Source organism: Streptomyces sp. SCL15-4 (assembly GCF_033366695.1).
Lineage (GTDB): Bacteria > Actinomycetota > Actinomycetes > Streptomycetales > Streptomycetaceae > Streptomyces.
This window is the reverse complement of the sequence record NZ_JAOBTQ010000001.1, coordinates 6,099,790-6,124,530: the sequence shown is the minus strand read 5'-3', so window position 1 is coordinate 6,124,530 and position 24,741 is coordinate 6,099,790. Positions and strand designations below refer to the sequence as shown.

At 73.6% G+C, this 24,741-nt stretch carries 27 protein-coding genes and 1 riboswitch; of the genes, 12 read left to right on the top strand and 15 right to left on the bottom strand.

All coding sequences use genetic code 11. The features are described 5' to 3' along the window. Positions 1–26: 26 nt before the first annotated feature. From SCK26_RS27480 to SCK26_RS27470, 3 genes are all read right to left on the bottom strand, one after another. On the bottom strand, positions 27–410 hold the full coding sequence (locus SCK26_RS27480; protein WP_318204014.1) for a DUF3040 domain-containing protein: 384 nt from the start codon (positions 408–410) through the stop codon (positions 27–29). A 303-nt stretch (positions 411–713) separates the two neighbouring features. Next, a complete protein-coding gene (locus SCK26_RS27475) occupies positions 714–1,484 on the bottom strand; it encodes a methyltransferase (RefSeq protein WP_318204013.1) in 771 nt (256 codons plus the stop codon). A 71-nt stretch (positions 1,485–1,555) separates the two neighbouring features. Then, positions 1,556–2,098: an SAV_6107 family HEPN domain-containing protein gene (locus tag SCK26_RS27470; RefSeq protein ID WP_318204012.1), complete on the bottom strand. Its 543-nt coding sequence runs from the start codon at positions 2,096–2,098 to the stop codon at positions 1,556–1,558. Between the two features lie 127 nt (positions 2,099–2,225). Between SCK26_RS27470 and SCK26_RS27465 the strand changes: the two genes are divergently transcribed. The 3 genes from SCK26_RS27465 (at position 2,226) to SCK26_RS27455 (ending at position 5,422) form a co-directional block, all read left to right on the top strand. Further along, a complete protein-coding gene (locus tag SCK26_RS27465; protein WP_318204011.1) occupies positions 2,226–2,855 on the top strand; it encodes a TetR/AcrR family transcriptional regulator in 630 nt (209 codons plus the stop codon). A 394-nt stretch (positions 2,856–3,249) separates the two neighbouring features. Further along, positions 3,250–3,852, top strand: coding sequence for a DUF4126 domain-containing protein (locus tag SCK26_RS27460; RefSeq protein ID WP_318204010.1), 603 nt, complete (start codon positions 3,250–3,252; stop codon positions 3,850–3,852). Positions 3,853–3,910: 58 nt separating this feature from the next. Continuing rightward, a complete protein-coding gene (locus SCK26_RS27455; RefSeq protein ID WP_318204009.1) occupies positions 3,911–5,422 on the top strand; it encodes an NAD(P)/FAD-dependent oxidoreductase in 1,512 nt (503 codons plus the stop codon). 16 nt (positions 5,423–5,438) lie between these two features. On the opposite strand, the gene SCK26_RS27450 is transcribed toward SCK26_RS27455, so the two are convergent. The 6 genes from SCK26_RS27450 to SCK26_RS27425 form a co-directional block, all read right to left on the bottom strand. Further along, a complete protein-coding gene (locus SCK26_RS27450) occupies positions 5,439–6,323 on the bottom strand; it encodes a hypothetical protein (RefSeq protein WP_318204008.1) in 885 nt (294 codons plus the stop codon). A gap of 72 nt (positions 6,324–6,395) precedes the next feature. Beyond that, positions 6,396–7,319 (bottom strand): methylenetetrahydrofolate reductase [NAD(P)H], encoded by a 924-nt coding sequence (metF, locus tag SCK26_RS27445; RefSeq protein WP_318204007.1) that lies wholly within the window; start codon positions 7,317–7,319, stop codon positions 6,396–6,398. Positions 7,320–7,437: 118 nt separating this feature from the next. Next, on the bottom strand, positions 7,438–8,085 hold the full coding sequence (gene thiE / locus SCK26_RS27440; protein WP_318204006.1) for a thiamine phosphate synthase: 648 nt from the start codon (positions 8,083–8,085) through the stop codon (positions 7,438–7,440). A 393-nt stretch (positions 8,086–8,478) separates the two neighbouring features. Then, entirely contained in the window at positions 8,479–8,844 is a 366-nt protein-coding gene (locus SCK26_RS27435) for an Rv2175c family DNA-binding protein (RefSeq protein ID WP_103782680.1), read from the bottom strand. 100 nt (positions 8,845–8,944) lie between these two features. Beyond that, complete coding sequence (locus tag SCK26_RS27430) at positions 8,945–10,132, bottom strand: FAD-dependent oxidoreductase (protein ID WP_318206103.1); 1,188 nt, start codon at positions 10,130–10,132, stop codon at positions 8,945–8,947. A gap of 77 nt (positions 10,133–10,209) precedes the next feature. After that, positions 10,210–10,560 (bottom strand): hypothetical protein, encoded by a 351-nt coding sequence (locus tag SCK26_RS27425; RefSeq protein WP_318204005.1) that lies wholly within the window; start codon positions 10,558–10,560, stop codon positions 10,210–10,212. Between the two features lie 53 nt (positions 10,561–10,613). Next, a riboswitch (TPP riboswitch) is annotated at positions 10,614–10,724 on the top strand. Here SCK26_RS27425 and thiO point away from each other — a divergent pair. The 6 genes from thiO (at position 10,722) to SCK26_RS27395 (ending at position 16,491) form a co-directional block, all read left to right on the top strand. Next, a complete protein-coding gene (thiO, locus tag SCK26_RS27420) occupies positions 10,722–11,891 on the top strand; it encodes a glycine oxidase ThiO (RefSeq protein ID WP_318204004.1) in 1,170 nt (389 codons plus the stop codon). (Overlaps the previous riboswitch by 3 nt.) After that, positions 11,888–12,100: a sulfur carrier protein ThiS gene (thiS, locus tag SCK26_RS27415; RefSeq protein WP_318204003.1), complete on the top strand. Its 213-nt coding sequence runs from the start codon at positions 11,888–11,890 to the stop codon at positions 12,098–12,100. Before thiO ends, thiS begins: the two co-directional genes overlap by 4 nt. 3 nt (positions 12,101–12,103) lie before the next feature. Further along, positions 12,104–12,898, top strand: coding sequence for a thiazole synthase (locus SCK26_RS27410; protein ID WP_318204002.1), 795 nt, complete (start codon positions 12,104–12,106; stop codon positions 12,896–12,898). Positions 12,899–13,012: 114 nt separating this feature from the next. After that, positions 13,013–14,953: a Stk1 family PASTA domain-containing Ser/Thr kinase gene (gene pknB, locus SCK26_RS27405; RefSeq protein WP_318204001.1), complete on the top strand. Its 1,941-nt coding sequence runs from the start codon at positions 13,013–13,015 to the stop codon at positions 14,951–14,953. 57 nt (positions 14,954–15,010) lie between these two features. Continuing rightward, positions 15,011–15,889 (top strand): deoxyribonuclease IV, encoded by an 879-nt coding sequence (locus SCK26_RS27400; protein ID WP_318204000.1) that lies wholly within the window; start codon positions 15,011–15,013, stop codon positions 15,887–15,889. A gap of 68 nt (positions 15,890–15,957) precedes the next feature. Then, positions 15,958–16,491: a DUF4396 domain-containing protein gene (locus SCK26_RS27395; RefSeq protein ID WP_318206102.1), complete on the top strand. Its 534-nt coding sequence runs from the start codon at positions 15,958–15,960 to the stop codon at positions 16,489–16,491. Between the two features lie 19 nt (positions 16,492–16,510). Here the strand turns inward: SCK26_RS27395 and SCK26_RS27390 are convergent, their stop codons facing one another. Beyond that, positions 16,511–17,143, bottom strand: coding sequence for a sulfite oxidase-like oxidoreductase (locus SCK26_RS27390; protein ID WP_318203999.1), 633 nt, complete (start codon positions 17,141–17,143; stop codon positions 16,511–16,513). 169 nt (positions 17,144–17,312) lie between these two features. On the opposite strand from SCK26_RS27390, the gene bfr reads away from it, so the two are divergent. Beyond that, complete coding sequence (bfr, locus tag SCK26_RS27385) at positions 17,313–17,819, top strand: bacterioferritin (RefSeq protein ID WP_318203998.1); 507 nt, start codon at positions 17,313–17,315, stop codon at positions 17,817–17,819. Here the strand turns inward: bfr and SCK26_RS27380 are convergent. Beyond that, the gene (locus SCK26_RS27380; RefSeq protein ID WP_318203997.1) at positions 17,816–18,040 is read right to left on the bottom strand and encodes a (2Fe-2S)-binding protein; all 225 of its coding nucleotides are present in this window, start codon (positions 18,038–18,040) and stop codon (positions 17,816–17,818) included. The two genes, bfr and SCK26_RS27380, sit on opposite strands and share 4 nt — an antisense overlap. 151 nt (positions 18,041–18,191) lie before the next feature. Then, positions 18,192–19,544, bottom strand: coding sequence for a class II 3-deoxy-7-phosphoheptulonate synthase (locus tag SCK26_RS27375; protein WP_318203996.1), 1,353 nt, complete (start codon positions 19,542–19,544; stop codon positions 18,192–18,194). A gap of 106 nt (positions 19,545–19,650) precedes the next feature. Between SCK26_RS27375 and SCK26_RS38025 the strand changes: the two genes are divergently transcribed. Then, entirely contained in the window at positions 19,651–19,707 is a 57-nt protein-coding gene (locus tag SCK26_RS38025) for a trp operon leader peptide (protein WP_079060191.1), read from the top strand. 99 nt (positions 19,708–19,806) lie between these two features. Next, on the top strand, positions 19,807–21,663 hold the full coding sequence (locus SCK26_RS27370) for an anthranilate synthase family protein (RefSeq protein WP_318203995.1): 1,857 nt from the start codon (positions 19,807–19,809) through the stop codon (positions 21,661–21,663). A 24-nt stretch (positions 21,664–21,687) separates the two neighbouring features. Here the strand turns inward: SCK26_RS27370 and SCK26_RS27365 are convergent, their stop codons facing one another. The 3 genes from SCK26_RS27365 to macS all read right to left on the bottom strand — a co-directional run bounded on the left by SCK26_RS27365 (position 21,688) and on the right by macS (position 24,735). Continuing rightward, entirely contained in the window at positions 21,688–22,716 is a 1,029-nt protein-coding gene (locus SCK26_RS27365; RefSeq protein ID WP_318203994.1) for a 6-phosphofructokinase, read from the bottom strand. Between the two features lie 118 nt (positions 22,717–22,834). Then, the gene (locus SCK26_RS27360; protein ID WP_318203993.1) at positions 22,835–23,512 is read right to left on the bottom strand and encodes a response regulator transcription factor; all 678 of its coding nucleotides are present in this window, start codon (positions 23,510–23,512) and stop codon (positions 22,835–22,837) included. Next, the gene (macS, locus tag SCK26_RS27355) at positions 23,512–24,735 is read right to left on the bottom strand and encodes a MacS family sensor histidine kinase (RefSeq protein ID WP_318203992.1); all 1,224 of its coding nucleotides are present in this window, start codon (positions 24,733–24,735) and stop codon (positions 23,512–23,514) included. The genes SCK26_RS27360 and macS overlap by 1 nt, the downstream gene beginning before the upstream one ends. Positions 24,736–24,741: the final 6 nt, after the last annotated feature.

Here is a 24,741-nt window from a genome sequence, read left to right as displayed (position 1 = left end):
GCCGCCCCTCACGTGTGTCTGCCGGGTCAGCGGCCCTGTTCGTCCCGGCGGCGCTGCCAGCGCTGCTCGATGCGGTCCATCATGGAGCGTCTGGGCCGCACCTGCCGACGGCCGGCGGCCGGCGGCTGCTCGCCCGGTTTCGGGGTCTTGCGCCAGCCGGTGACGGCCAGCACGGCGCAGCCCAACATGACGAGGAAACCCACCACGCTGACCCAGATCAGCTGCATGACCATTCCGGTCATGAGGAGCGCGATACCGATGAGAAAACCCGCGACCGCCTGGTAGACCCGCCGACGGGTGTACGTCCGCAGCCCACTTCCCTCAAGCGCCGACGCGAACTTGGGATCTTCGGCGTACAACGCTCGCTCCATCTGCTCGAGCATGCGCTGCTCGTGCTCTGAGAGCGGCACGGAGTCCTCCTCATCGTGCAGTCGCCGGGGCGACCCGGGGGGTCCCTTCAGGATAGGCAGGGAATCGCCCCCGTGAAACCCGCCCCTCTACGCCAATTGGCCAACCGGATTCCGTCATGGCCGTCCGGCTCGCTGAGGCTTCCATTCCCCGGCGGCCGACTCGTCATGCCGAGCGGTGTACCTCGATCATACGGCGCAAACCGCTCGATCGGGGGGCCTGTGGTGTACTCCATGCGCGGCCGAGGCGCTGATCAGCGGCTGTTCCCGATGGTGCGCTCAGGACGCTCGAGGCCCCCATGGCACTCAGCTTCCGGCGGCACCCGGCGTCTCGCCGAGCACATGGAGCTGCGTGGCGACGGAGTGGAACGCGGGCAGTTCGGCCGCCGCGGCCTCCAGCCTCAGCAGCGCGTCCACGGCACCGGGCTCGGTGTCCACCAGGACGCCGGGCACCAGGTCGGCGAAGACGCGCACGCCGTGCACCGCGCCGACCCGCAGGCCGGCGCCCTCGACCAGCGCCGTGAGCTGCTCGGCGGTGAACCGGCGGGGCATCGGGTCGCCGCCGCCCCAGCGGCCGTCGGGGTCCTGGAGCGCCTGGTGGGCCTCGGAGAAGTGGCCGGCGAGGGCGCGGGCGAGCACGGCGCCGCCGAGGCCGGCGGCGAGCAGGCTGAGGACGCCCTCGGGGCGCAGCGCGGCGACGGCGTTGCGGACGCCCTCGGCCGGGTCGTCCACGTACTCCAGGACGCCGTGGCACAGGACGGCGTCGTGACCGCCGCGCTCGACCACGTCGAACAGGCCGTGCACGTCGCCCTGGACGCCCCGGACCCGGTCGGCGACGCCGGCCTCGGCGGCGCGGCGCTCCAGGGCGAAGAGGGCGTTGGGGCTGGGGTCGACCACGGTGACCCGGTGGCCGAGGCGGGCGAGGGGCACGGCGAAGTTCCCGCTGCCGCCCCCAGTGTCGAGGACGTCCAGCGAGTCCCGGCCCGTGGCCTTGACCCGGCGGTCGAGGGCGTCCCGCAGGACGTCCCAGACCACGGCGGTACGCAGGGAGGCGCGGGGGCGCGACGGGTCCGACACGGCAGTTGACTCCTCGGCGGGTCTGCGGGCTTCAGGCGACTCCACCCTATTGCCTCCGGCCCCGCGGCAGGTCATCGCGTCGGCGTCCGCCCTGGTGCGTCGGCGTCCTGGCGGGGCTGGGGCAGGACCGGATGGAGGTGGAGCATCCGCTCGACGATGCGCAGGAACATCGCCACGTCGCGTATCAGGTCGTCGGCGTCCCGCCGGCCGGCCGCGCCCCGGATGCCCGCCTCGGCGCGGGCGCGGCGCGCGGCGCCGGAGGCGAACAGCGCGCTCCACTCGGTCAGCTCCGGCGCGATCTCGGGCAGCACCTCCCAGGCGCTGCGGATGCGGGCCCGGCGGCGCGGGGAGGTCTCGGGCCGGCCGCGGGCCGCGAGCACGGCGGCGGCGGTGCGCAGGGCGGCGAGGTGGGCCGTGGCGTACCGCTCGTTCGGGGTGTCCAGGAGCGTGGCCTCCTCCAGTCCGGCCCGGGCCTTGGCGAGCAGGTCGAGAGCGGCGGGCGGGGCCGTGGCCCGGCGGAGCACGGGGTGCACGTCGCTCGCCGGGCCGGTCAGTGAGGGGGCAGGGCCGGTGGCGCGGCGCCGGCGGGCGGCGGCTGCGGACGAGTGGGCCATGACGAACCTCCTGTCGTCTGGGTGACGGCACGAATGCCGTATGTACCCATCGTGAGCTATGCCACTGACAATCCGTTCCGAGCTGGGCTTTCACCGCCGGGCGAGGGCACCTGTGAGAATCGGGGCCATGGAAAGCACCAGCGTTAGGGCCGGCGGGAGCACGCGCCGCGAGGCCACCCGGCAGAAGCTCTACGAGGCGGCCGTCACGCTCATCGCCGAGCAGGGCTTCTCCGCGACCACGGTGGACGAGATCGCCGAGCGGGCCGGGGTCGCCAAGGGCACGGTCTACTACAACTTCGCCAGCAAGTCCGTGCTCTTCGAGGAACTGCTGCGGCACGGTGTCGGCCTGCTCACCGCGTCCTTGAAGGAGGCCGCCGAGGGGACGGCGCGCGCCGGGGGCGGCAAGGTGGACGCGCTGGACGCGATGGTCCGCGCGGGACTGGTCTTCATCGACCGCTATCCGGCCTTCACCCAGCTGTACGTGGCGGAGCTGTGGCGCACCAACCGGGCCTGGCAGTCCACCTTGATGGTGGTGCGGCAGCAGGCGGTCGCGGTGGTGGAGGGGGTGCTGCGCGAGGGCGTGGCGGCCGGCGAGTTCAGCGACGAGATCGATGTGCCGCTGACGGCGGCGGCGCTGGTCGGCATGGTGCTGGTGGCCGCGCTGGACTGGAAGTCCTTCCAGCCGGAGCGGTCCCTTGACGACGTCCACGCGGCCCTGTCCCGGCTGCTCCAGGGGCGGGTCAGCGGCCGGATCTGAGGCATCCGGTTCCCAGCGGATGCCGCGGGGCCGAGGAGGGCGGAAAGAGAAGGCGCCGGACCGTTGCCGGTCCGGCGCCTTCCCGTCTCCCCCGTGATCCCCCCGTACTCCCCCGTACGGGCTCCCCCTGTCCGGCCCCCGTGGCGATCGTCCCCCGAGGCCCCCGTCTCGCTTCCGCCGACGGATCGGCGGAAGGAGCGGCGACGGTCCGGGCCCCGCTCCGCCGCCCCGTGTCGGCGGTGCCGGGCCGTCCCCCTGCCGTGCCTCCACTCTCCCGTCCCGGCGGCCGGCGCCCCATCCGCACGGGTACTCATCCGGCGGTCTGAGTACGTGTACTCAGACCTCCGCCCGCGTGCCCAGGCCGCCGGCCCGCCGACTGGCTACGATCGCCTCCGTGTCCGTACTCCCTCTGGTCTTCACCAGCGGCTGGGCCAGCGGTGTCAACGCCTACGCGGTGGTGCTGCTGCTCGGCCTGTTCGGCGTGACGGGGATCGGCGCGGACGTGCCGCAGACATTGCAGCGCCCGGAGGTGCTGATCGTCGCGGGCGTGCTGTTCCTGTGCGAGGCCGTCGCCGACAAGATCCCGTACGTGGACTCGCTGTGGGACTCCGTGCACACGGTGGTCCGTCCGCTCGCCGGGGCCTGGGTGGGGGCGCTGCTCGCCGGGCAGAGCGGGTCGGTGTCCGACGTGGCGGCCGGGCTGCTCGGCGGCTCCACCGCGCTGGCCAGCCATGCCGTCAAGGCGGGGACGCGGATGGCGGTCAACGCCTCGCCCGAGCCGTTCAGCAACATCGTGCTGAGCGTGGCCGAGGACCTCGGGGCCGGGGGCGTGCTGGCGTTCGCGGTGTTCCATCCGGTGGCGGCCGCGGTGATCGCCGGCGTCCTGCTGGCCGGCGGGCTGCTGGCGCTGGTGTTCCTGTTCTCGCGCATCCGTCGTTTCCTGCGCCGCCGGGCCCGTGGGCGCGAGGCGCGACGGGCCTCCTCACGACCCCGCTGACCTGCGCCGGGGCCGCCCGGCGGCCGGATTGTCGGTGGCGGTCGATAAAGTCGCGGGCATGGCACGGATTGCGGTGATCGGCGCCGGGACGGGCGCGATGGCGGCCGCCGCCCGGCTGGCCGTCGCGGGCCACCGGGTGGTGGTGTACGAGCGTACGGAGACGTACGGCGGTGCGGTGCGCCGGTTCGAGCGGGACGGCTTCGGCTTCGACACGGGCCCGGGACTGCTCACGCTGCCCGCGGTCTACCGCGACCTGTTCGTGAAGACCGGCAAGGAGCCGCTGGAGGACTGCGTCGAGCTGGTCCAGGTCGACCCGTCGTCGCGGCACGTCTTCGCGGACGGCAGCGAGGTGGCGCTGGCCAACGCCACGCGCGCGGGGGTCGTCGCGGCCCTGGACGAGGCGCTGGGAGCGGGCGCGGGCGAGCGCTGGGGCGAGTTCCTGGTGCGGGCCCGCGAGGCGTGGGACCGCACCCGCCGGCCGCTGCTGGAAGAGCCGCTGTGGCCGAACTGGCGGGTGCTGGCCGAGAAGGAGCCGTATCCGGCGGTGCCGCACAAGCGGCTGCTGCGCACGCGCCGGGCCGCGACACTGGCCGAGGTCGGCGCCTGGGAGCTGCGGGACGAGCGTCTGTCGGCCCTGCTGACCAGTCATGCGCTCGCCCACGGCCTGGACCCGCGGACCGCTCCGGCGAGCGCGGCGGTGCTGGCGTACATGGAGCACGCCTTCGGCACCTGGTATGTGCGCGGCGGCATCCGGGAGCTGGCGCGCGCGGTGTACGAGCGGTGCCTGAAGCGGCGGGTGGAGTTCGTCTTCGGCGCCGAGGTCACCCGGATCGTGGAGAAGGACGGCCGGGCGGCGGGCGTGGAGCTGGCCGGAGGCGCGGTGGCGGAGGCGGACCATGTCGTGGCCGACGTCCATCCGGCGCGGCTGCGGGCACTGACGGACCGTCCGCTGGACGGCGAGGACGAGGTGCGGGCCGATCCCGAGGCCGCGCCGCCCGGCCGGTTCACCGTGCTGCTCGCCCTGCGCGGCGCCCCGGAGTCCGGTGCCGCGCACCGCACGGTCGTGCATCCGGCGGACCCGGAGCGGGAGTGGGACTTCCTGGCCTCGCCGGGCGGTGACGAACCGCCGTCGCCGACGGTGACCGTGCTGCGTCCCGGCGATCCGGCGCTGCGGCCGGACGACGGGCACGAGTCGGCGGTGCTGTCCGCCGTGGTGCCGACGCGGGCCGCCTGGGACGACGCGCGCGTGGTCGCCCGGTACACGGACCTGCTGCTGGAGGCCGCCGGGCGGGCGATACCGGGCCTGCGGGACCGGCTGCTGTGGCACGAGGTGCGGACGCCGGGCGCCACCGAGGAGGAGACGGGCGCCCGCGCCGGGTCCGTGCCCGCGCCCGCGCTCGCCGCCGGCCGGGGACGCTTCCTGCATCCGGCGAACACCACGCGGCTGCCGGGGCTGTACCGGGCCGGCGGCTGGGCCCACCCGGGCGGCGGACTGGCGCACGCCGGCATGTCGGGCGCCCTGGTGGCCGGGCTGATCGTGGAGGGGCCGCGGTTCCGCGGCTCCCAGTGACGCCCGGCCGGGCGGCTCAGAAGCGGTACTGCTCGTCGTAGCCGGCCCCGTCCGGCTGCCGCGGGTACGGCTGCTCCGGCGGGAGTTCGCCGCCGTGGCTGTCGTCGCTGCGCTGCTGCGGCACCCACACCCCGCCGGGCGGGGTCTCGGCGTGACCGGCGGGGGCGTACGGGTCCTGGGCGTAGCCCGGCTGCTGTCCGTACTGCTCGGTGTAGCCCTGGTCGTAGGAGGCGTAGGGCCGGCTGCCGATGTAGGGGTCGGAGTAGTTGGCGTACCCCTGCTGTCCGGCCGCGGGGTCGTAGCCGTAGTCCTGCTGGCCGTAGCCGGGGTAGTAGACGGGGGCCTGCGGGTCGGGGGCCGGGTAGGCGGGGTCGTCGTAGGCGCCGTAGCCGCCGGTGTTCCCGGCGGACTGGGGTGCGTGGACGGCGGTGGACTCGGCGGCGGTGGGCTCGGCCGGACGGGTGGCGGCCGGGGTGAAGACGTCGTCGCGGTCGTAGTCGTCGTCGAAGCCGCCGGGCGCCTGGGCGGAGTCGTAGGGCTCCGGGGCGATGCCGGACGTGTCGGGGACTCCGGGGGACGCGGGGGCCGGGTCCTTGCGGTCGGCGCGGCCGCGACGGCGCTTGCTGGCGCCGCCGGCCTGCGGGCCGGGCCGGCGGACCGCCCAGCCGGAGGCGAAGCCGCGGCGGAACGACAGCGTGACGAAGGTCTGGCCGACCGCGAAGGCGATCGCGCCCAGCGCGATCACGATCACGGAGGGCAACAGCACACCGATCACGACGCCGAGGAAGCCGGCGAAGGCCAGGAGCCGCCAGCGCAGCCGCGCCTTGTACTGCAGCAGCACCTCGCCCAGCAACCACAGCGCGACGCCGCCGAACGCGATGTAGAGGACCGTCCAGCCCATGTACGCCCCTCTCCCAGTGCCCGCTACTCCCCGTGACCGCTACGCAGTGTGTCCTATCGCGGTGCGGCCGGTCTAGGCCCGCGGGGGGTGGTGCAGGCCCAGGTTCTCGTAGATCTCCAGGGTCGCCGTGGAGTTGTTCAGCGTGATGAAGTGCAGTCCGGGCACTCCCTCGGCCAGCAGCCGAGCGCAGAACTCCGTGGCGAACTCGATACCGATGGAGCGTACCGCCGCCGGATCGTCCTTCGCCGTCAGGATCCGCTCTTTCAGGGCGTCCGGGACAAAGGCGTTACTGAGCTTCGGCAGCCGCTCCAGCATTTTCACGCTCGTGACCGGCAGGATCTCCGGGATGACCGGTGTGTCACACCCGGCGGCCACCACGCGGTCGCGCAGCCGGAGGTAGGACTCGGGCTGGAAGAACATCTGTGTGATGGCGTAGTCGGCGCCCGCGCGGCACTTGTCCACGAAGCGCGCCACGTCGGTGTCCCAGTCCGCCGAGCGCGGGTGCATCTCCGGGAACGCGGCGACGCCCACGCAGAAGTCGCCCGACTCCTTGATGAGCCGGACGAGTTCGGCGGCGTAGGTCAGGCCCCGGGGGTGCGGCACCCACTCGCCCATCGGGTCGCCGGGCGGGTCGCCGCGCACGGCGAGCATGTTGCGGATCCCGGCGTCCGCGTACTGGCCGATGATGTTGCGCAGCTCGGCGATGGAGTGGTCGACCGCGGTGAGGTGGGCGACCGGGGTCAGCGTCGTGTCGGCGACGATCTGCTGGGTCTCCTTGACCGTGCCCGCGCGGGTGGAGCCGCCGGCGCCGTAGGTCACGGAGACGAAGTCGGGAGCGACCGCCTCGACCCGCCGGAGCGCGCTCCACAAGTTCCGCTCACCCTTGGGAGTCTTCGGCGCGGAGAACTCGAACGAGTACGTCGTCTTGCCGGCGGCGAGCATATCGCTCACGGTGCGTGCGCGATCAGTCCTGGTGGACGGGGTTCCGAGGGCCATACGGGCAGGTTAGCCAGGGGCGGACGGTCCCCCAACCGGACCTCGGAAATTGCCCGAATTGTCGGGCCGCTGTCCATCCCTTGGACATGATCCCGGACGTCGGCGGTCCGCCGGGGTGCTACGCCTGCCGCAGCCGCCCGGCGAACTCCGCCGCCGCCGCGCCGGGGTCGTCCGCCCCGGTGATCGCGCGGACCACGACCACCCGGCGGGCGCCGGCGTCCAGCACCTGGTCCAGGTTGCCCAGGTCGATGCCGCCGATGGCGAACCAGGGGCGGTCGGTGCGCAGGCCCGCCGCGTAGCGGACCAGGCCGAGGCCCGGGGCGTGGCGGCCGGGCTTGGTGGGGGTGGGCCAGCACGGGCCGGTGCAGAAGTAGTCCACGCCGTCCTGGACGGCGGCCGCGGCGGCCTCGTCCTCGGCGTGCGTGGAGCGGCCGATCAGCACCCCGTCGCCGAGGATCGCGCGGGCCGCGGGGACCGGCAGGTCGCCCTGGCCGAGGTGCAGCACCCCGGCGCGGGCCGCGTGGGCGACGTCGGCCCGGTCGTTGACCGCGAGCAGCTTGCCGTGCCGGGCGCAAGCGTCGGCGAAGACCGCCAGGTGCTCCAGTTCCTCGGCGGCCTCCATGCCCTTGTCGCGCAGCTGCACGATGTCGACGCCGCCGGCCAGCACCGCGTCCAGGAACTCGGGCAGGTCGCCCTGGCGCTTGCGGGCGTCCGTGCAGAGGTACAGGCGGGCGTCGGCGAGCGCGGCGCGGGCGGTGTCGGACATGCGTGGGTCCCCCCGTGGTCGGTGTCCGTGGCGGTTTTCGGCGGTGCGGTGCGGTGCGCGGCGTGGTGCTCGGCGCCGCGGGCGTACGGCGTGGTGCTCGGCGCCGGCGGTGTGCGGCGTGGTGCCTGGTGCCGTCGGCTTACGGCGTGGTGCTTGGTGGTGCCGGTGTGCGGCGTGGTGCTTGGTGCGCCGGTATACGGCGCTGTGCCAGGCGCCGGTGTTCGGCGTGGTGTGCCTGGTGCCGGCGTTCGGCATGGCGCCCCGTGCCGGTGTCCGGCGTGGCGCCCGGGCCGGTGTCCGGTCTGGCGGCCCCGGGCCGGTGTCCGGGCACGGTCGGCCGCCGGTGGCGGTGTGCGGGCGGGCGGCCCGCACACCGCGCCGGGTGCGGGTCGCTCAGACGGCGAGCGCCTGGGCGCGGCGCTTCACCTCCGTGCCGCGATTCTCGCTCAGGGCCTGCGCGGGAGTGCCGGGCAGGGACGGGTCGGGGGTGAAGAGCCACTCGATCATCTCTTCGACCGTGAAGCCGTCGTCCCGCAGGAGCGTCAGCGTCCCGGACAGGCCCTTGACCACCTTGTCCCCGTCGATGAAGGCGGCGGGCACGTGCAGCGCCCTGTTCTCACCCCGGCGTACGGCGATGAGCTGGCCCTCCTTGACCAGCTGCCGGACGCGCGTCACCTCGACGCCGAGCATCTCGGCGATGTCGGGGAGGGTGAGCCAGGCGGGGACGAGAGCATCGATCTTTGCGTCAATCTCGGTCACAGCACCTAGGGTAGGCGCTCGGCGGGTGCGGTCGCGAAAGGTCGTCGGCCGTCCGCGGCGCCGTCGTGGCTGGTCGGGCCCCCGCGACCCCGTGACGCCGTCAGTCGGCGGTGGCGTTCTTCAGCGGCCGGGACGGGTCCGCCAGCGCCTCGGCGTCCATGATCCGGCCCGCCTCGATCAGGCGGCGGCCCTGGGCCAGGTCGCGCGGGCGGCCCACGGCCAGCAGGGCGACCAGGCGGCCCTCGCCGAGCCAGCACACCGTCCAGGACGGGCCCGCCGGGTCGCCGCGCCACACCGGGCGGTCGGCCGCGGTGTGGTGGCCGGCGTACTGCACGAACCGGCCGAACTGCTCCGACCAGAAGTAGGGCACCGGGTCGTAGACCGCCGGGGTCTCGCCGAGGATGTCCGCGGCGACCGTGCGCGGGCCCTGCAGGGCGTTGTCCCAGTGGTGCACCAGGAGCCGTTCGCCGTAGCGGGCCGAGGGGAAGGACGCGCAGTCGCCGACGGCGTACACATCCGGTACCGAGGTGCGCAGCCGGTCGTCGGCGAGAACCTCGCCGTGCGCGCCCAGCCCGACGCCGGAGCCGGCCAGCCAGGCGGTGGCGGGGCGGGCGCCGATGCCGACGACGACGGCGCCCGCGGGCAGCCGGGTGCCGTCGGCGAGCAGCACCGCGCCGGGCTCGACGCGGTCCACGCGCGCGCGGGTGCGCAGCGCGATGCCCGCGTCGGCGTACCAGCCGGCCATGGGCGCGGTGACCTCGGCGGGCAGGGCGCCGGCCAGCGGGTGGTCGGCGGCCTCCACGACGGTGACCGCGCAGCCGGCCTCGCGGGCGGCGGTGGCGAACTCGGCGCCGATCCAGCCGGCGCCCACGACCACGATGTCGTGCTGCCGGGCGAGCACGGGGCGCAGCCGTGCGGCGTCGTCGAGGGTGCGCAGCAGGTGCACGCCGGGCACGCCCTCGGCGCCGGGCAGCGTGACCGGTTCGGCGCCGGTGGCGAGGACCAACACGTCGTAGGTCACCACGCCGTGCTCGGTGTCCAGCTCGCGCGCGGCGGGCCTGAGGGCGCGCACCTCGCAGCCGAGCCGCAGTTCGACGCCGAGGGACTCGAAGTCCACGTCGAAGGCGGAGCCCTCGGCCGTGCCGAGCAGCACCGCCTTCGACAGCGGCGGCCGGTCGTACGGCTGGTGCGGTTCGGCGCCGATGACGGTCACCGGGCCCTTGAAGCCCTGTTCCCGCAGGGCGACCGCGGTCTGCACCCCGGCCATGCCCGCGCCGACGACGACCACGCGCCGCTCCTGTGCCGTGCCCTCGTGCGGTGTCTGCTCGCTCACGCGATCACCTTAGACACATGACGGAACGTCAGTCAGCGGGTGTGCTCGGTGACCTGCTCCACAACGCTGGTGCCACGGCCCGGCGCGGACTCCCACTCCCAGGTCTCCGCCAGCCGCAGCCGCCCGTCCGCCAGTTCCTCGACCATGGACACGCAGTGCCCGGAGGCGGTCGTCCCGTCGGTCCTGAGCTGCACGTACCGGAAGTCCAGCCGGTCCCCCTCACGGGTGCCGACCAGATGGCCGCGCACGACATCGCCGCCCGCGTAGTCGGCCCAGATCTCGCCGTCCTTCTCGTGGTAGGCGAACCGGGTGCGGGTGCCCACCTGGCCCGGGGCCTGGTCCGACACGGGGGCGAAGAACAGTCCGTCGAGCGAACGGGCCATGAAACGGGGCTCCCTTACGGGTGAGGAGGACGGCGGGCTAGGGTGGCCACCGTACAAGCACTCGCGGGAGCCCGGACGACCGGGCTGAGAGGGAGGCTCGCGGCCTCCGACCGTACGAACCTGATCCGGGTCATGCCGGCGAAGGGAGGGGCTTACCGCCCATGTCGTCACGTACGTCCGACGTCCTCGTCATCGGGGGCGGGATCATCGGCCTGGTCACGGCCTGGCGTGCCGCGCAGCGCGGGCTCGCCACGGCCGTCGTGGACCCCGGACCCGGGGGCGGGGCCGCCCGGGTGGCGGCCGGGATGCTGGCCGCGGTCACCGAGCTGCACTACGGCGAGGAGACCCTGCTCGGCCTGAACCTGGCGTCCGCGCACCGCTATCCGCAGTTCGCGGCCGAGCTGACCGAGCTGACCGGCCACGACCTCGGCTACCGCCGCTGCGGCACCCTCGCCGTCGCGCTGGACGCCGACGACCGCGCCCACCTGCGCGAACTGCACGCCCTCCAGCAGCGCCACGGCCTGGAGTCGGAGTGGCTGACCGGGCGGGAGTGCCGGCGTCTGGAGCCGATGCTCGCGCCGGGGGTGCGCGGCGGGCTGCGGGTCGACGGCGACCACCAGATCGATCCGCGCCGGCTGGCCGCGGCCCTGGTCGTCGCCTGCGAGCGGTCCGGTGTGGCGTTCCACCGCGTCCGGGCCGAGCGCCTGGACGTGGCCGGGGACCGGGCCGCCGGAGTCACCACGGCCGACGGGACCGCGCTCCACGCGGGGCAGGTGGTGCTCGCGGCGGGCAGCCTGAGCGGCTGCCTCGCGGGCGTGCCGGCCGAGGCGCTGCCTCCGGTGCGGCCGGTCAAGGGGCAGGTGCTGCGGCTGACCGTGCCGCCCCGGTACGCACCGTTCCTGAGCCGGACCGTGCGGGCCGTGGTGCGCGGCGGCCAGGTCTACCTGGTGCCCCGGGAGAACGGCGAGCTGGTCGTCGGCGCCACCAGCGAGGAGCTGGGCTGGGACACCACGGTCACCGCCGGCGGCGTGTACGAGCTGCTGCGCGACGCCCACGAGCTGGTGCCCGGCATCACCGAGCTGCCGCTCACCGAGACCCGGGCCGGACTGCGCCCCGGCTCCCCGGACAACGCGCCGCTGCTCGGCCCGTCCGCCCTGGCCGGACTGCTGCTGGCCACCGGGCACTACCGCAACGGGGTGCTGCTCACTCCGGTCACCGGGGACGTACTGGCGCACACCCTGGTCACCGGCGAGCTTCCGGAAGAGGCACGTCCGTTCACTCCCCGGCGCTTCGGCGCCGCACCCACGGAACAGCTGGAGCAGCCCGTATGAGCAACTCCGTCACCATCTCCGTCAACGGCGAACCCCGCCGCGTCGCTCCCGGCACCGCGCTGGACGCGCTGGTCGGCACCCTCACGGAGGCGCCGCGCGGGGTGGCCGCCGCCGTCAACGAGACCGTCGTCCCGCGCACCCGGTGGGCGACGACCGCGCTCGCCGAGGGCGACCGCGTCGAGGTCCTCACCGCCGTACAGGGAGGCTGAGCCATGGCCGACGACGCGCTGGTCCTCGGGGACCTGACCCTCTCCTCCCGGCTGATCATGGGCACGGGCGGGGCACCCAGCCTGGAGGTGCTGGAACGCGCGCTGGTCGCCTCCGGTACGGAGCTGACGACCGTCGCGATGCGCCGGGTGGACGCTTCCGTGCACGGCTCGGTGCTGTCGGTGCTGGAGAAGCTCGGCATCCGGGTGCTGCCGAACACGGCGGGCTGCTTCACCGCCGGGGAGGCGGTGCTGACCGCGCGGCTGGCCCGGGAGGCGCTGGGCACGAACCTGGTCAAGCTGGAGGTCATCGCCGACGAGCGGACCCTGCTGCCGGACCCGGTGGAGACGCTGGAGGCGGCGGAGACGCTGGTCGACGACGGGTTCACGGTGCTGCCGTACACCAACGACGACCCGGTGCTCGCGCGCCGGCTCCAGGACGTGGGGTGCGCGGCCGTCATGCCGCTGGGCTCGCCGATCGGGTCGGGGCTCGGGATCCGCAACCCGCACAACTTCCAGCTGATCGTGGAGCACGCGAGCGTGCCGGTGATCCTGGACGCGGGGGCCGGGACGGCGTCCGACGCGGCGCTGGCGATGGAGCTGGGGTGTGCGGGGGTGATGCTGGCGTCGGCGGTGACCCGGGCGCAGGAGCCGGAGCTGATGGCGGCGGCGATGCGGCACGCCGTGGAGGGGGGCCGGCTGGCCCGGCTGGCGGGGCGGATCCCGCGCAGGTATCTCGCCGAGGCGTCCTCCCCGACGCAGGGCCTGGCGGTGCTGGACCCGGAGCGCCCCGCGTTCTGACCGGTGCCGCGACCCCCGTCGCTCGCGTGTGTCGCGTCACAGGTCGGCTTCAGTACCGGTGCGGTCCGCGACGGGCGGGCGGGTCCGCCGGTCGGTCCTCGTAGACTCGCCTGCGTGGATACGACCCTTCAGGACCCCCTCGTCGGGCAGGTGCTCGACGGCCGGTACCGCGTCGACGCGCGGATCGCGGCGGGCGGGATGGCCACGGTCTACCGGGCCCTGGACACCCGCCTGGACCGTGTGCTCGCGCTGAAGGTGATGCACCCGGCGCTCGCGGCCGACGGGGCCTTCGTCGAGCGGTTCATCCGGGAGGCCAAGTCGGTCGCCCGGCTGGACCACCCGAACGTGGTGCAGGTCTTCGACCAGGGCACCGACGGGTCGTACGTCTATCTGGCGATGGAGTACATCGCCGGCTGCACCCTGCGGGACGTGCTGCGCGAGCGCGGGGCCGTGCAGCCGCGGGCCGCGCTGGACATCCTGGAGCCGGTACTCGCCGCGCTCGGCGCCGCGCACCGGGCCGGGTTCGTGCACCGGGACATGAAGCCGGAGAACGTGCTGATCGGCGACGACGGCCGGGTCAAGGTGGCCGACTTCGGGCTGGTGCGCTCCGTGGACACGGTGACCAGCACGACGGGCGCCGTGCTCGGCACCGTCTCCTACCTCGCGCCCGAGCAGATCGAGAACGGCACCACCGACCCGCGCGTCGACGTGTACGCGTGCGGGGTGGTCCTGTACGAGATGCTGACCGGCGCGAAGCCGTTCTCCGGACAGTCCCCGGCCCAGGTGCTCTACCAGCACCTGCACGCCGACGTGCCCCCGCCCTCCGCGCTGGTGCCGGGCCTGCCCGGCGCGCTGGACGAGCTGGTGGCGTCGGCCACCGCGCGCACCCCGGAGCCGCGCCCCGAGGACGCGGTGGCGCTGCTCGCCCTGACGCGCGCGGCCCGGCTGACGCTGACCGACGAGCAGCTGGACGCGCTGCCGCCGCAGGCGCTGACCGCCGGGCACGACAACGCCGAGGACCGTACGAGCGTGATCCCGCGCGCGCTGACCGTGCCGCGGCCCCGGCCGGCCGACGAGGACGCCTCCGCGGGCCCCGGCGCGGACGGCGCCGGCCTCACCGCCCGGCTGCAGGCCCCGCCCGTGCCGCCCCGCCGGCGCCTGGCGCGGCCCCCGCGCACGGTGCTGGCGCTGGTCGTGGCCGTGCTGCTGGTGCTCGGCGTGGGCGCCGGGGTCTGGTACATCAACTCGGGCCAGTTCACCGAGGTGCCGCCGCTGCTGGCGAAGACCGAGGCGCAGGCCCGGGACCGGCTGGAGTCGGCCGGGCTGGACGTCGGCCAGGTCAAGCGGGCCTACAGCGACACCGTCGACCGGGGCACGGTGATCGGCTCCGACCCGGCGCCCGGCGCCCGGATACGGGACCACGGCAAGGTCACGCTGACCGTGTCGCTCGGCCCGGAGACGGTGAACGTGCCGAACGTGGAGGGGCAGTCCCTGGCGAAGGCGCGGGCGCGGCTGAAGGCGGACGGCCTGGAGCCGGGCATGGTCACCCGCGAGTTCAGCGAGGACGTGCCGAGAGGGTCGGTGGTCCGTACGACGCCGGACGCGGGCACGAAGCGGCACGCGGGCTCGGCCATCGCGCTGACCGTCAGCAAGGGCGGCCCGGTCGACGTGCCGGACGTCACCGGCGACGACCTGGACAGCGCGCGGGAGGAGCTGGCGGACGCCGGGCTGAAGGTGAGGGTCGCCGCCGAGCGGATCCACTCCTCCGAGTTCGACGAGGACACCGTCGCCGCGCAGAGCCCGGACGAGGGCGGCGAGGCCGCCGAGGGCGACACGGTGACGCTGACGCTGTCCAAGGGGCCGGAGATGGTCGAGGTCCCGGACGTGGTCGGCGACAGCGTGGACGACGCCCACGAGGCGCTGGAGGACGCGGGCTTCGACGTGGACGAGGACCGCGGGCTGCTCGGGCTGTTCGGCGACACCGTGAAGAAGCAGTCGGTGGACGGCGGCGACACGGCGCCCAAGGGCTCCACCATCAAGATCACCATCCGGTGACCGGTCTCACCGCGGAGCGCGGTCCGGGGGCGGGGACGGACGTGACACCCTGAACGGGTGAGTCCCGTTCAGTCCCCCCTCCCCCGCAACCCCGTCGGCAGCCATGTCCCCGTGGCCGGCGGCCTGCACTCCGTCGGGCTGTCCTACGCCCGCGACCTGAAGGCGGAGACCGTGCAGGTCTTCGTCGCCAACCCGCGCGGCTGGGCCACGCCCGCCGGCAATCCGCGGCAGGACGAGGCGTTCCGGCAGGCGTGCGCCGAGGAGTCGATCCCGGCCTATGTGCACGCGCCGTACCTGATCAACTTCGGCTCGCACACCGAGGCGACCGTGGAGCGGTCGGTGGAGTCGCTGCGGCACTCGCTGCGGCGCGGGCGGGAGATCGGCGCGCTCGGTGTGGTGGTGCACACCGGCAGCGCGACCGGCGGCCGGGCCCGGGAGGTGGCGCTGAAGCAGGTGCGCGAGCACCTGCTGCCGCTGCTGGACGAGCTGACCCACGACGACGATCCCTTCCTGCTGCTGGAGTCGACGGCCGGGCAGGGCGCCTCGCTGTGCTCGCGCACCTGGGACCTCGGGCCGTACTTCGAGGCCCTGGACTCCCACCCGAAGCTCGGCGTGTGCCTGGACACCTGCCACGTCTTCGCCGCCGGGCACGACCTGACCGGGCCGAGCGGGATGCACCGGACGCTGGACCTGCTGGTGGAGACCGTCGGCGCCGGCCGGCTGAAGCTGATCCACGCCAACGACTCCAAGGACGTGGTGGGCGCGCACAAGGACCGGCACGCGAACATCGGCGCCGGCCACATCGGCGAGGACCCCTTCCGGGCGCTCATGACCCACCCGGCGACGGAGGGCGTTCCGCTGGTCATCGAGACACCGGGCGGCAAGGAGGGGCACGCGGCGGACGTGGAGCGGCTGAAGAAACTTCGCCACGACTGACGGAATACCCCTGGGGGGTATATGATTCCTGCCGAGTGCGGGAACCACTACCTGACATGGGGGCAGTCATGCGGCACGAGGCACAGGCCGGACACGAACACCGGCACGGCGAGCACGCCGGACACGGACACCACCACGGCGAGCACGGGCACCACCACGCTCCCGCCGCCACCTGGTCCACGGCCGCCCAGGCCACCCTGCACTGCCTGACCGGGTGCGCCGTCGGCGAGGTGCTGGGCATGATCCTCGGCACGGCACTCGGCTGGGGCAATCTGCCGACCATGCTGCTCGCGATCGTGCTGGCCTTCTTCTTCGGCTACTCGCTCACCCTGCGCGGGGTACTGCGGGCCGGTGTCGACCTCCGTACGGCCTTCCGGGTGGCGCTGGCGGCGGACACGCTGTCCATCGCGGTGATGGAGCTGATCGACAACGGGGTGATCCTGGTCTGGCCGTCGGCGATGGACGCCATGCTGGGCGACGCGCTGTTCTGGGTCTCGCTCGCCGTCTCGCTGGTGATCGCCTTCGTGGTGACCACGCCGGTCAACAAGTGGACGATCGGCCGGGGCAAGGGCCACGCGGTGGTGCACCAGTACCACCACTGAGCCGCGCGGACACCAGGACTCAGAGCTCGGGGCCGTCCCCGGGCTCTTCCTGGTAGGAGTAGCGCTGCTCCTTCCAGGGGTCGCCGATGTTGTGGTAGCCGCGCTCCTCCCAGAAGCCGCGGCGGTCGGCGGTCATGTACTCCACGCCCCGGACCCACTTCGGGCCCTTCCAGGCGTACAGATGGGGAACGATCAGGCGGACCGGGAAGCCGTGCTCGGCGGTGAGCAGCTCGCCGTCCTTGTGGGTGGCGAAGATGGTCCGCTCGGAGCAGAAGTCCGCGAGGCGCAGGTTCGAGCTGAAGCCGTACTCCGCCCAGACCATCACATGGGTGACGTCCGGCGCCGGCGGCGCGAGGCCGAGGACGGCGCTCGCCGGGACCCCGCCCCACTCCGCGCCGAGCATGCTGTACTTCGTCACGCAGTGCAGATCGGCCACCACGGTGGTGTACGGCAGGGCCGTGAACTCCTCGTGGGTCCAGGTGTGCTTGCCGCCGTCGGCGGTGGCACCGAAGACCCGGAACTCCCAGCGTTCGGGCCGGAACTTCGGCACGGGCCCGTAGTGCGTGACCGGCCAGCCCCGCTGGAGCCGCTGACCCGGCGGAAGCTCGGACCCTGCCGCTGCCCCAGACTCTCGCTCCACCGGATGACCCATGTATCCATCCTGACAGACCCCGGGCACTGCCCTGACCACCCACCCCTGAATGGGACAATTGCCTACAACTCAGTGCGAACTTACTAAGTACGCACTTACTGGACGATCTTCCTCGCCGGTGCAATCATGCGGCCCTATCGGCCCGGCCCACCCGGAAGGAGTCCACAGCATGCAAGGCGACCCCGAGGTCATCGAACTACTGAACGAACAGCTGACCGCCGAGCTGACCGCGATCAACCAGTACTTCCTGCACGCCAAGCTCCAGGACCACAAGGGCTGGACCAAGCTCGCCCGGTACACCCGGGCCGAGTCGTTCGACGAGATGCGGCACGCCGAGATCCTCACCGACCGCATCCTGCTCCTCGACGGGCTGCCCAACTACCAGCGGCTGTTCCACGTGCGGGTCGGACAGACGGTGACCGAGATGTTCCAGGCCGACCGGCAGGTCGAGATCGAGGCCATCGACCGGCTGCGCCGGGGCGTGCAGCTGATGCGGGAGAAGGACGACATCACGTCGGCCAACGTCTTCGAGGCGATCCTCGCCGACGAGGAGCACCACATCGACTACCTGGACACCCAGCTGGAGCTGGTGGACAAGCTGGGCGAGGCGCTCTATCTGTCGACCGTCGTCGAGCAGAGCCAGCCGGACTCCTCCGGCCCGGGCACGGCCGGTTAGGCCGCGTCGTCCAGTCGCGCGAGGGCCGGGGCGTGCTGCTCGATCAGCTCCCGGCGCGGGCAGGCACCGCGGCCGAGCAGGGCCTGGATGCGCCGGACGCAGCCGCCGCAGTCGGTGCCGGCCTTGCAGGCGGAGGCGATCTGGCGCGGGGTGCAGGCGCCGTTCTCCGCGTGCTGCTTGACCTGGTCCTCGGTGATGCCGAAGCAACTGCAGACGTACACGCGGGTTCACCTCCCCGAGGGGTTCGCTGTTCGGTGCTCTCCCCGTTCCGGTGAGGCAAACCTAACCTTACCCATGCCCCGGCGCCCGGAAAAGCGGGTGGGGCGCGGATCCGGTGTGATCCGCGCCCCAGGATGGCTCATCGGCCGCCGGTCACTGGTCCCGGTACATCTCCGCCACGAGGAACGCCAGGTCCAGCGACTGGCTGCGGTTCAGCCGGGGGTCGCAGGCCGTCTCGTAGCGCTGGTGCAGGTCGTCCACGAAGATCTCGTCGCCGCCGCCCACGCACTCGGTGACGTCGTCGCCGGTCAGCTCCACATGGATGCCGCCCGGGTGGGTGCCGAGCGCCTTGTGGACCTCGAAGAAGCCCTTGACCTCGTCGAGCACGTCGTCGAAGCGGCGGGTCTTGTGCCCGGAGGCCGCCTCGAAGGTGTTGCCGTGCATCGGGTCGGTCACCCAGGCCACCGTCGCGCCGGACGCCGTGACCTTCTCGACCAGCTCGGGGAGCTTGTCGCGGATCTTGTCGGCGCCCATCCGGACGATGAAGGTCAGCCGGCCCGGCTCCCGCTCGGGGTCGAGGCGCTCGATGTACCGCAGCGCCTCCTCGGCCGTGGTGGTGGGGCCGAGCTTGATGCCGATCGGGTTGCGGATCCGCGAGGCGAACTCGATGTGCGCGTGGTCCAGCTGCCGGGTGCGCTCGCCGATCCACACCATGTGCGCCGAGACGTCGTACAGCTGCCCGGTGCGCGAGTCGACGCGGGTGAGCGCGGACTCGTAGTCCAGCAGCAGCGCCTCGTGCGAGGAGTAGAACTCGACGGTCTTGAACTCCTCCGGGTCCGCGCCGCAGGCCCGCATGAAGTGCAGCGCGTTGTCGATCTCGCGCGCTAGCTGCTCGTAGCGCTGGCCCGACGGCGAGGTGCGCACGAAGTCCTGGTTCCAGGCGTGCACCTGGCGCAGGTCGGCGTAGCCGCCGGTGGTGAAGGCGCGTACCAGGTTCAGCGTGGACGCCGACGCGTGGTACATGCGCTTCAGCCGCTCCGGGTCCGGGACGCGGCTGGCCTCGGTGAAGTCGAAGCCGTTGACGGAGTCGCCCCGGTAGGTCGGCAGCGTCACCCCGTCACGGGTCTCGGTCGGCTTGGAGCGCGGCTTGGAGTACTGCCCGGCGATGCGGCCCACCTTCACCACCGGCACGGAGGCCGCGTAGGTCAGGACGGCGCCCATCTGGAGCAGCGTCTTCAGCTTGTTGCGGATCTGGTCGGCGGACACCCCGTCGAACGCCTCGGCGCAGTCGCCGCCCTGGAGGAGGAACGCCTCTCCCTTGGCGACGGCCGCCATGCGGGCGCGCAGCTGGTCGCACTCGCCCGCGAAGACGAGCGGCGGATACGACTCGAGGTCCGCGATCACTGCGCGCAGAGCCTCGGGGTCGGGGTACTCGGGCTGCTGCGCCGCGGGCAGGTCTCGCCAGGTGTTGCCAGCGCTCGGGCTGGTCTTAGCGTTCACGGTCACCCCGTAAACATTACGGGGTCGCGCCAAGGGATTTTCCTCCTGGCTCGAAGGGTGAGACGGCGTGACGGCACGGTGGACGGCCGGTGGGTGCGGTAGGGTTCCCGGCATGTTCGCGCCGTCGATCCAGAACTGGTGGTGGACCGCTTCTCCGGCGGCCCACTGATTCGCGCGCGTACGACGACTTCGCGAAGGCCGCCCGAGGGGCGGCCTTCGGCGTATCCGGGGCCGTTCCTCACCGACACAGCAACGGAACGAGGAACCCATGGACCTGGCTCGGCTCCTGCACGACGACCGCCCCTTCGCCCTGCTCCGCCGCCGCACCCCGGGCCGCGACGAGCGGCTGGTGGAGGTGCTGATCGGCCCGGTGACCCGGCGGGACCGGCTGGCCGGCCTGCCGGACGAAGGGCTCGCCCTGGTGCCGTTCCGGCAGCTGGCCGAGCGCGGCTTCGACGTCCGCGACGACGGCACCCCGCTGCTGGTGCTCACCCCCGAGGAGACGCACACGCTGGAGCTGGACGAGGCCCTCGCCGGGCTGCCCGCGCACGAGGTGCGGGTCGAGGGCGGCGGCTTCGACGTGGCCGACGAGGAGTACGGCGAGATCGTCGGCCGGGTGCTGCGCGACGAGATCGGCCGGGGCGAGGGCGCGAACTTCGTGATCCGGCGCACCTTCGAGGGGAGGATCCCCGGCTTCGGGCGCGCGGACGCGCTCGCGCTGTTCCGGCGGCTGCTGGCGGGCGAGCGCGGGGCGTACTGGACGTTCGTCGTGCACACCGGGGAGCGGACGCTGGTGGGCGCGAGCCCCGAGGTGCACGTGCGGATGAACGGCGGGACGGTCGTCATGAACCCGATCAGCGGGACGTACCGCTATCCGGCCGGCGGCCCCACCCCGGAGGATCTGCTGACGTTCCTCGGCGACGCCAAGGAGACCGAGGAGCTGTCCATGGTCGTCGACGAGGAACTGAAGATGATGTGCACCGTCGGCGACATGGGCGGGGTCGTCGTCGGCCCGCGCCTGAAGGAGATGGCACACCTCGCGCACACCGAGTACGAGCTGCGCGGGAAGTCCTCGCTGGACGCGCGGGAGGTGCTGCGCCAGACCATGTTCGCGGCGACGGTGACCGGGTCGCCGGTGCAGAACGCCTGCCGGGTCATCGAGCGCTACGAGCCCGGCGGGCGCGGGTACTACGCGGGTGCGCTGGCCCTGCTCGGGCGGGACGCCGGGGGCGCGCAGACGCTCGACTCGCCCATCCTGATCCGTACCGCCGACATCGGCGCCGACGGCCGGCTGCGGGTGCCGGTCGGGGCGACGCTGGTGCGCGGGTCCGACCCGGCCGGCGAGGTCGCCGAGACGCACGCGAAGGCGGCGGGCGTGCTGGCGGCCCTCGGCGTGTGGCCGGCCCGGCCGCACGCGGAGCGGGAGCGGCCCCGGCTGGCCGACGACGCGCGGGTGCGGGCCGCGCTGGACGGGCGGCGGGCCGGGCTCGCGCCGTTCTGGCTGCGGATGCAGGAGCACGCGGACGTGCTCACGGGCCACGCCCTCGTGGTGGACGGCGAGGACACCTTCACCGCGATGCTGGCGCACGTCCTGCGCTCGGACGGGCTCGACGTGACGGTCCGGCGCTGGGACGAGGCCGGACTGCGGGCGGCGGTGCTCGGCCACGAGGGCCCGGTCGTCCTCGGTCCCGGCCCCGGTGACCCGCGCGACCCCGCCGACCGCAAAATGCGGTTCCTGCGGGACCTCGTCGCCGAGATCGTCGGGGTCCACCGGCACGGAGTGCTCGGCGTCTGTCTCGGGCACGAGCTGATCGCGGCGGAGCTGGGCCTGGACATCGTGCGCAAGCGGGTGCCGTACCAGGGGGCGCAGACGGTGATCGACCTGTTCGGGCGGAGCGAGACCGTCGGCTTCTACAACAGCTTCGTCGCGCGCTGCGACGAGGAGGCGGCCCGGGAGCTGGCCGCGCGCGGCGTGGAGGTGAGCCGGGCGGCCGACGGCGAGGTGCACGCCCTGCGCGGGCCGGGCTTCGCCGGAGTGCAGTTCCACCCGGAGTCGGTGCTGACGCTGAACGGGGCCGCGGTCGTGCGGGAGCTGGTGGGCGGCCTGCGCCGCACGACCGTGTAGCCCGGGTGGTCCGGCCGGCGGCCGTCAGCCGAAGAAGACGCCGGCCTCCTGGTACAGCTCCGGGTCGACGGTCTTCAGCCGGGCCGTGGCCTCGGTGAGGGGGACGCGGACGATGTCGGTGCCGCGCAGGGCGACCATGCGTCCGAAGTCCCCCTCGTGCACGCAGTCGATGGCGTGCAGGCCGAAGCGGGTGGCGAGCCAGCGGTCGAAGGCGCTGGGCGTGCCGCCGCGCTGGACGTGCCCGAGGACCGTGGTGCGCGCCTCCTTGCCGGTGCGCTTCTCGATCTCCCTGCCCAGCCACTCGCCCACGCCGGACAGCCGGACGTGCCCGAAGGAGTCCCGCGAGTCGTCCTTGAGCACCACCTCGCCGTCCTTCGGCATGGCGCCCTCGGCGATGACGACGATCGGCGCGTAGGACGCCTGGAACCGGGAGGTCACCCAGTCGCAGACCTGGTCGACGTCGAAGCGCTGCTCGGGGATGAGGATGACGTTGGCGCCGCCGGCGAGGCCCGAGTGCAGCGCGATCCAGCCGGCGTGCCGGCCCATCACCTCCACCACCAGCACCCGCATGTGGGACTCGGCGGTGGTGTGCAGCCGGTCGATGGCCTCGGTGGCGATGTTGACGGCGGTGTCGAAGCCGAAGGTGTAGTCGGTGGCGGACAGGTCGTTGTCGATGGTCTTCGGCACGCCGACGCAGGGCACGCCGTACTCGTCGTACAGCCGTGCCGCGACCCCGAGGGTGTCCTCGCCGCCGATCGCGACGAGCGCCTGGATCTCCTGCTTGGCCAGATTGTCCTTGATCCTGCGGATGCCGTCGCGCACCTTGAGCGGATTGGTCCGGGAGGAGCCGAGGATGGTCCCGCCGCGGGGCAGGATGCCGCGCACGGCGGGGATGTCGAGACGGACGGTGTCGTTCTCCAGGGGACCGCGCCAGCCGTCCCGGAAGCCGACGAAGTCATGGCCGTACTCCTGCGCGCCCTTGCGGACGATGCCCCGGATGACGGCATTGAGCCCGGGGCAGTCGCCGCCTCCGGTCAGTACTGCGACCCGCATGGAAATGTCCCTTCACCGCGGTTACCTGACGCCTGGTCACGTTAATGGTGATTCAGGTCACACCGGGATAGGCGAGAAGGGTGATTCCGGGGCGTACGGCGGATACGCCCCGTGCGCCCTATTCCCCGTCGAGTCCGCGCTCTATGGCGTACCGGACCAGCTCCACGCGGTTGTGCAGCTGGAGCTTGCCGAGGGTGTTCTGGACGTGGTTCTGCACCGTGCGGTGGGAGATGACGAGGCGTTCGGCGATCTGCTTGTAGCTCAGGCCCTTCGCCACCAGCCGCAGCACCTCCGTCTCGCGGTCGGTCAGCCGGGGCGCGCCCGGCCGGCCGGCGTCGGCGGCGGGCGCGGGCTCGGCGGCCAGCCGCCGGTACTCGCCGAGAACCAGCCCGGCCAGGCCCGGGGTGAACACCGGGTCGCCGACGGCGGTGCGGCGCACCGCGTCCAGCAGCTCCTCGGTGGAGGCGGACTTCAGCAGATAGCCGGTCGCACCGGACTTCACGGCCTCCAGCACGTCCGCGTGCTCGCCGCTCGCCGACAGCACCAGGACCCGCAACGCCGGGTTGTGGCCGACCAGTTCCTTGCACACCTGGACGCCGGGCTTCGCCGGCAGGTTGAGGTCCAGCACCAGCACGTCCGGGGCGGCGGCCCTGGCGCGGCGGACCGCCTGTTCGCCGTCGCCGGCGGTGGCGACCACCTCGAAACCGGACTCGGAAAGGTCCCGGGCGACCGCGTCCCGCCACATGGGGTGGTCGTCGACCACCATGACCTTGATCGGGTCCTGCCGCTGCGTCATCACCGTTCCGCCTTCTGTCCCCGCGCCCGCACGGCGCCCTTGGGTACCTTCAGTTCGACCTCCGTGCCCTGCCCGGGCACGGAGTAGATCCGGGCGCCGCCGCCGAGGTCGCGCAGCCGGCCCCGGATCGACAGGGCCACCCCGAGCCGGCCCTCGCCCTCGGCCTGCGCGAGCCGGCCCTCGGGGATGCCGGGGCCGTCGTCCCGGACGGTGACGACGATCTCGTCCGGCTCGTCCTCCACCAGGATCCAGGCCCGGGCCCCGTCGCCGGCGTGCGCCCGTACGTTGTCCAGGGCGGCCCCGACCGCGGCGGCCACCTCGCGGGCCGCGCCGGGCGGCAGCGGCACCGGTGCGCCGGGCTCGGCCAGGCTGACCCGGGCGCCCGCGTACGGCGCGAACAGGGCGCGCAGATCGAGCGGGCCGTCGTCGTCCGGTTCCTCCACCGCGCGCACGACGGCGCCCTCCGCCAGGTCCTCCGAGACCCGGGAGACCGGGACCAGGCCGCCCGACACCAGCGTGCGCAGGGCCACCTCCTGCTCCCCGGCCAGCCGGCCCAGCTCGGCCGCCTCGCCGCCCAGGGCCGCGCCCCGGCGCTTCACCATGGCCAGCACCTGGAGCACGCCGTCGTGGATGTCCCGGGCCAGCCGCTCCCGCTCCCGGGTGGCGGCCTCGATCTCCAGCGCGCGGGCGAGGGTGCGCTCGGAGGCGCGGGCCACCTCCACGACGTAGCCGATGGCGATGGCCGCCACCCAGACCAGGATCACGTTGTGCACGGTGTCCCGGGCGGGGCGGCCGCGCTCGACCAGGTTCACGGCGGCCACGGCCGTGGAGGCGAGGGCCGCCCAGCGCCAGCCGCCCTTGACGGCGAAGGCCAGCACCGCGCCGGCGGTCCAGATCGACGGCAGCGTGGGGCCGCCGCCCGCGATCCGCTGGTGGCTGTCGGCGAACGGGGTGAGCAGGATGCCGGCGAGGGCGATGGCCAGGTCGGCGGCCAGGAAGCGCCCGGTGCAGCGCGCCGCGCCGGACACCCGGGGCAGGGTCGCGAGGGTCCACACGACCAGGACGGCGTAGTAGGCCACCGCGATCCAGGGCCGCGCGAACTGGTCGTACGCGGTGGCGCACAGACCGATGGCGTACAGCATGGTCAGGACGCGGTAGCCGGCGAGTGCCCGCCAGAGCGGCAGCTCGACCGACATCCGCATGACGCGTTCCCGCTTGGGCATGCCCCC

Coding starts and splice junctions, on each gene's coding strand:
- SCK26_RS27370 (WP_318203995.1), top strand. CDS start 19,807: ATGGACCTGGCTCGGCTCCTGCACGACGACCGCCCCTTCGCCCTGCTC.
- SCK26_RS27410 (WP_318204002.1), top strand. CDS start 12,104: ATGGCCGACGACGCGCTGGTCCTCGGGGACCTGACCCTCTCCTCCCGG.
- thiO (WP_318204004.1), top strand. CDS start 10,722: ATGTCGTCACGTACGTCCGACGTCCTCGTCATCGGGGGCGGGATCATC.
- macS (WP_318203992.1), bottom strand. CDS start 24,735: ATGCCCAAGCGGGAACGCGTCATGCGGATGTCGGTCGAGCTGCCGCTC.
- metF (WP_318204007.1), bottom strand. CDS start 7,319: ATGGCCCTCGGAACCCCGTCCACCAGGACTGATCGCGCACGCACCGTG.
- SCK26_RS27465 (WP_318204011.1), top strand. CDS start 2,226: ATGGAAAGCACCAGCGTTAGGGCCGGCGGGAGCACGCGCCGCGAGGCC.
- SCK26_RS27455 (WP_318204009.1), top strand. CDS start 3,911: ATGGCACGGATTGCGGTGATCGGCGCCGGGACGGGCGCGATGGCGGCC.
- SCK26_RS27395 (WP_318206102.1), top strand. CDS start 15,958: ATGCGGCACGAGGCACAGGCCGGACACGAACACCGGCACGGCGAGCAC.
- SCK26_RS27425 (WP_318204005.1), bottom strand. CDS start 10,560: ATGGCCCGTTCGCTCGACGGACTGTTCTTCGCCCCCGTGTCGGACCAG.
- thiS (WP_318204003.1), top strand. CDS start 11,888: ATGAGCAACTCCGTCACCATCTCCGTCAACGGCGAACCCCGCCGCGTC.
- SCK26_RS27450 (WP_318204008.1), bottom strand. CDS start 6,323: ATGGGCTGGACGGTCCTCTACATCGCGTTCGGCGGCGTCGCGCTGTGG.
- SCK26_RS27390 (WP_318203999.1), bottom strand. CDS start 17,143: ATGGGTCATCCGGTGGAGCGAGAGTCTGGGGCAGCGGCAGGGTCCGAG.
- thiE (WP_318204006.1), bottom strand. CDS start 8,085: ATGTCCGACACCGCCCGCGCCGCGCTCGCCGACGCCCGCCTGTACCTC.
- bfr (WP_318203998.1), top strand. CDS start 17,313: ATGCAAGGCGACCCCGAGGTCATCGAACTACTGAACGAACAGCTGACC.
- SCK26_RS27365 (WP_318203994.1), bottom strand. CDS start 22,716: ATGCGGGTCGCAGTACTGACCGGAGGCGGCGACTGCCCCGGGCTCAAT.
- SCK26_RS27470 (WP_318204012.1), bottom strand. CDS start 2,098: ATGGCCCACTCGTCCGCAGCCGCCGCCCGCCGGCGCCGCGCCACCGGC.
- SCK26_RS27360 (WP_318203993.1), bottom strand. CDS start 23,512: ATGACGCAGCGGCAGGACCCGATCAAGGTCATGGTGGTCGACGACCAC.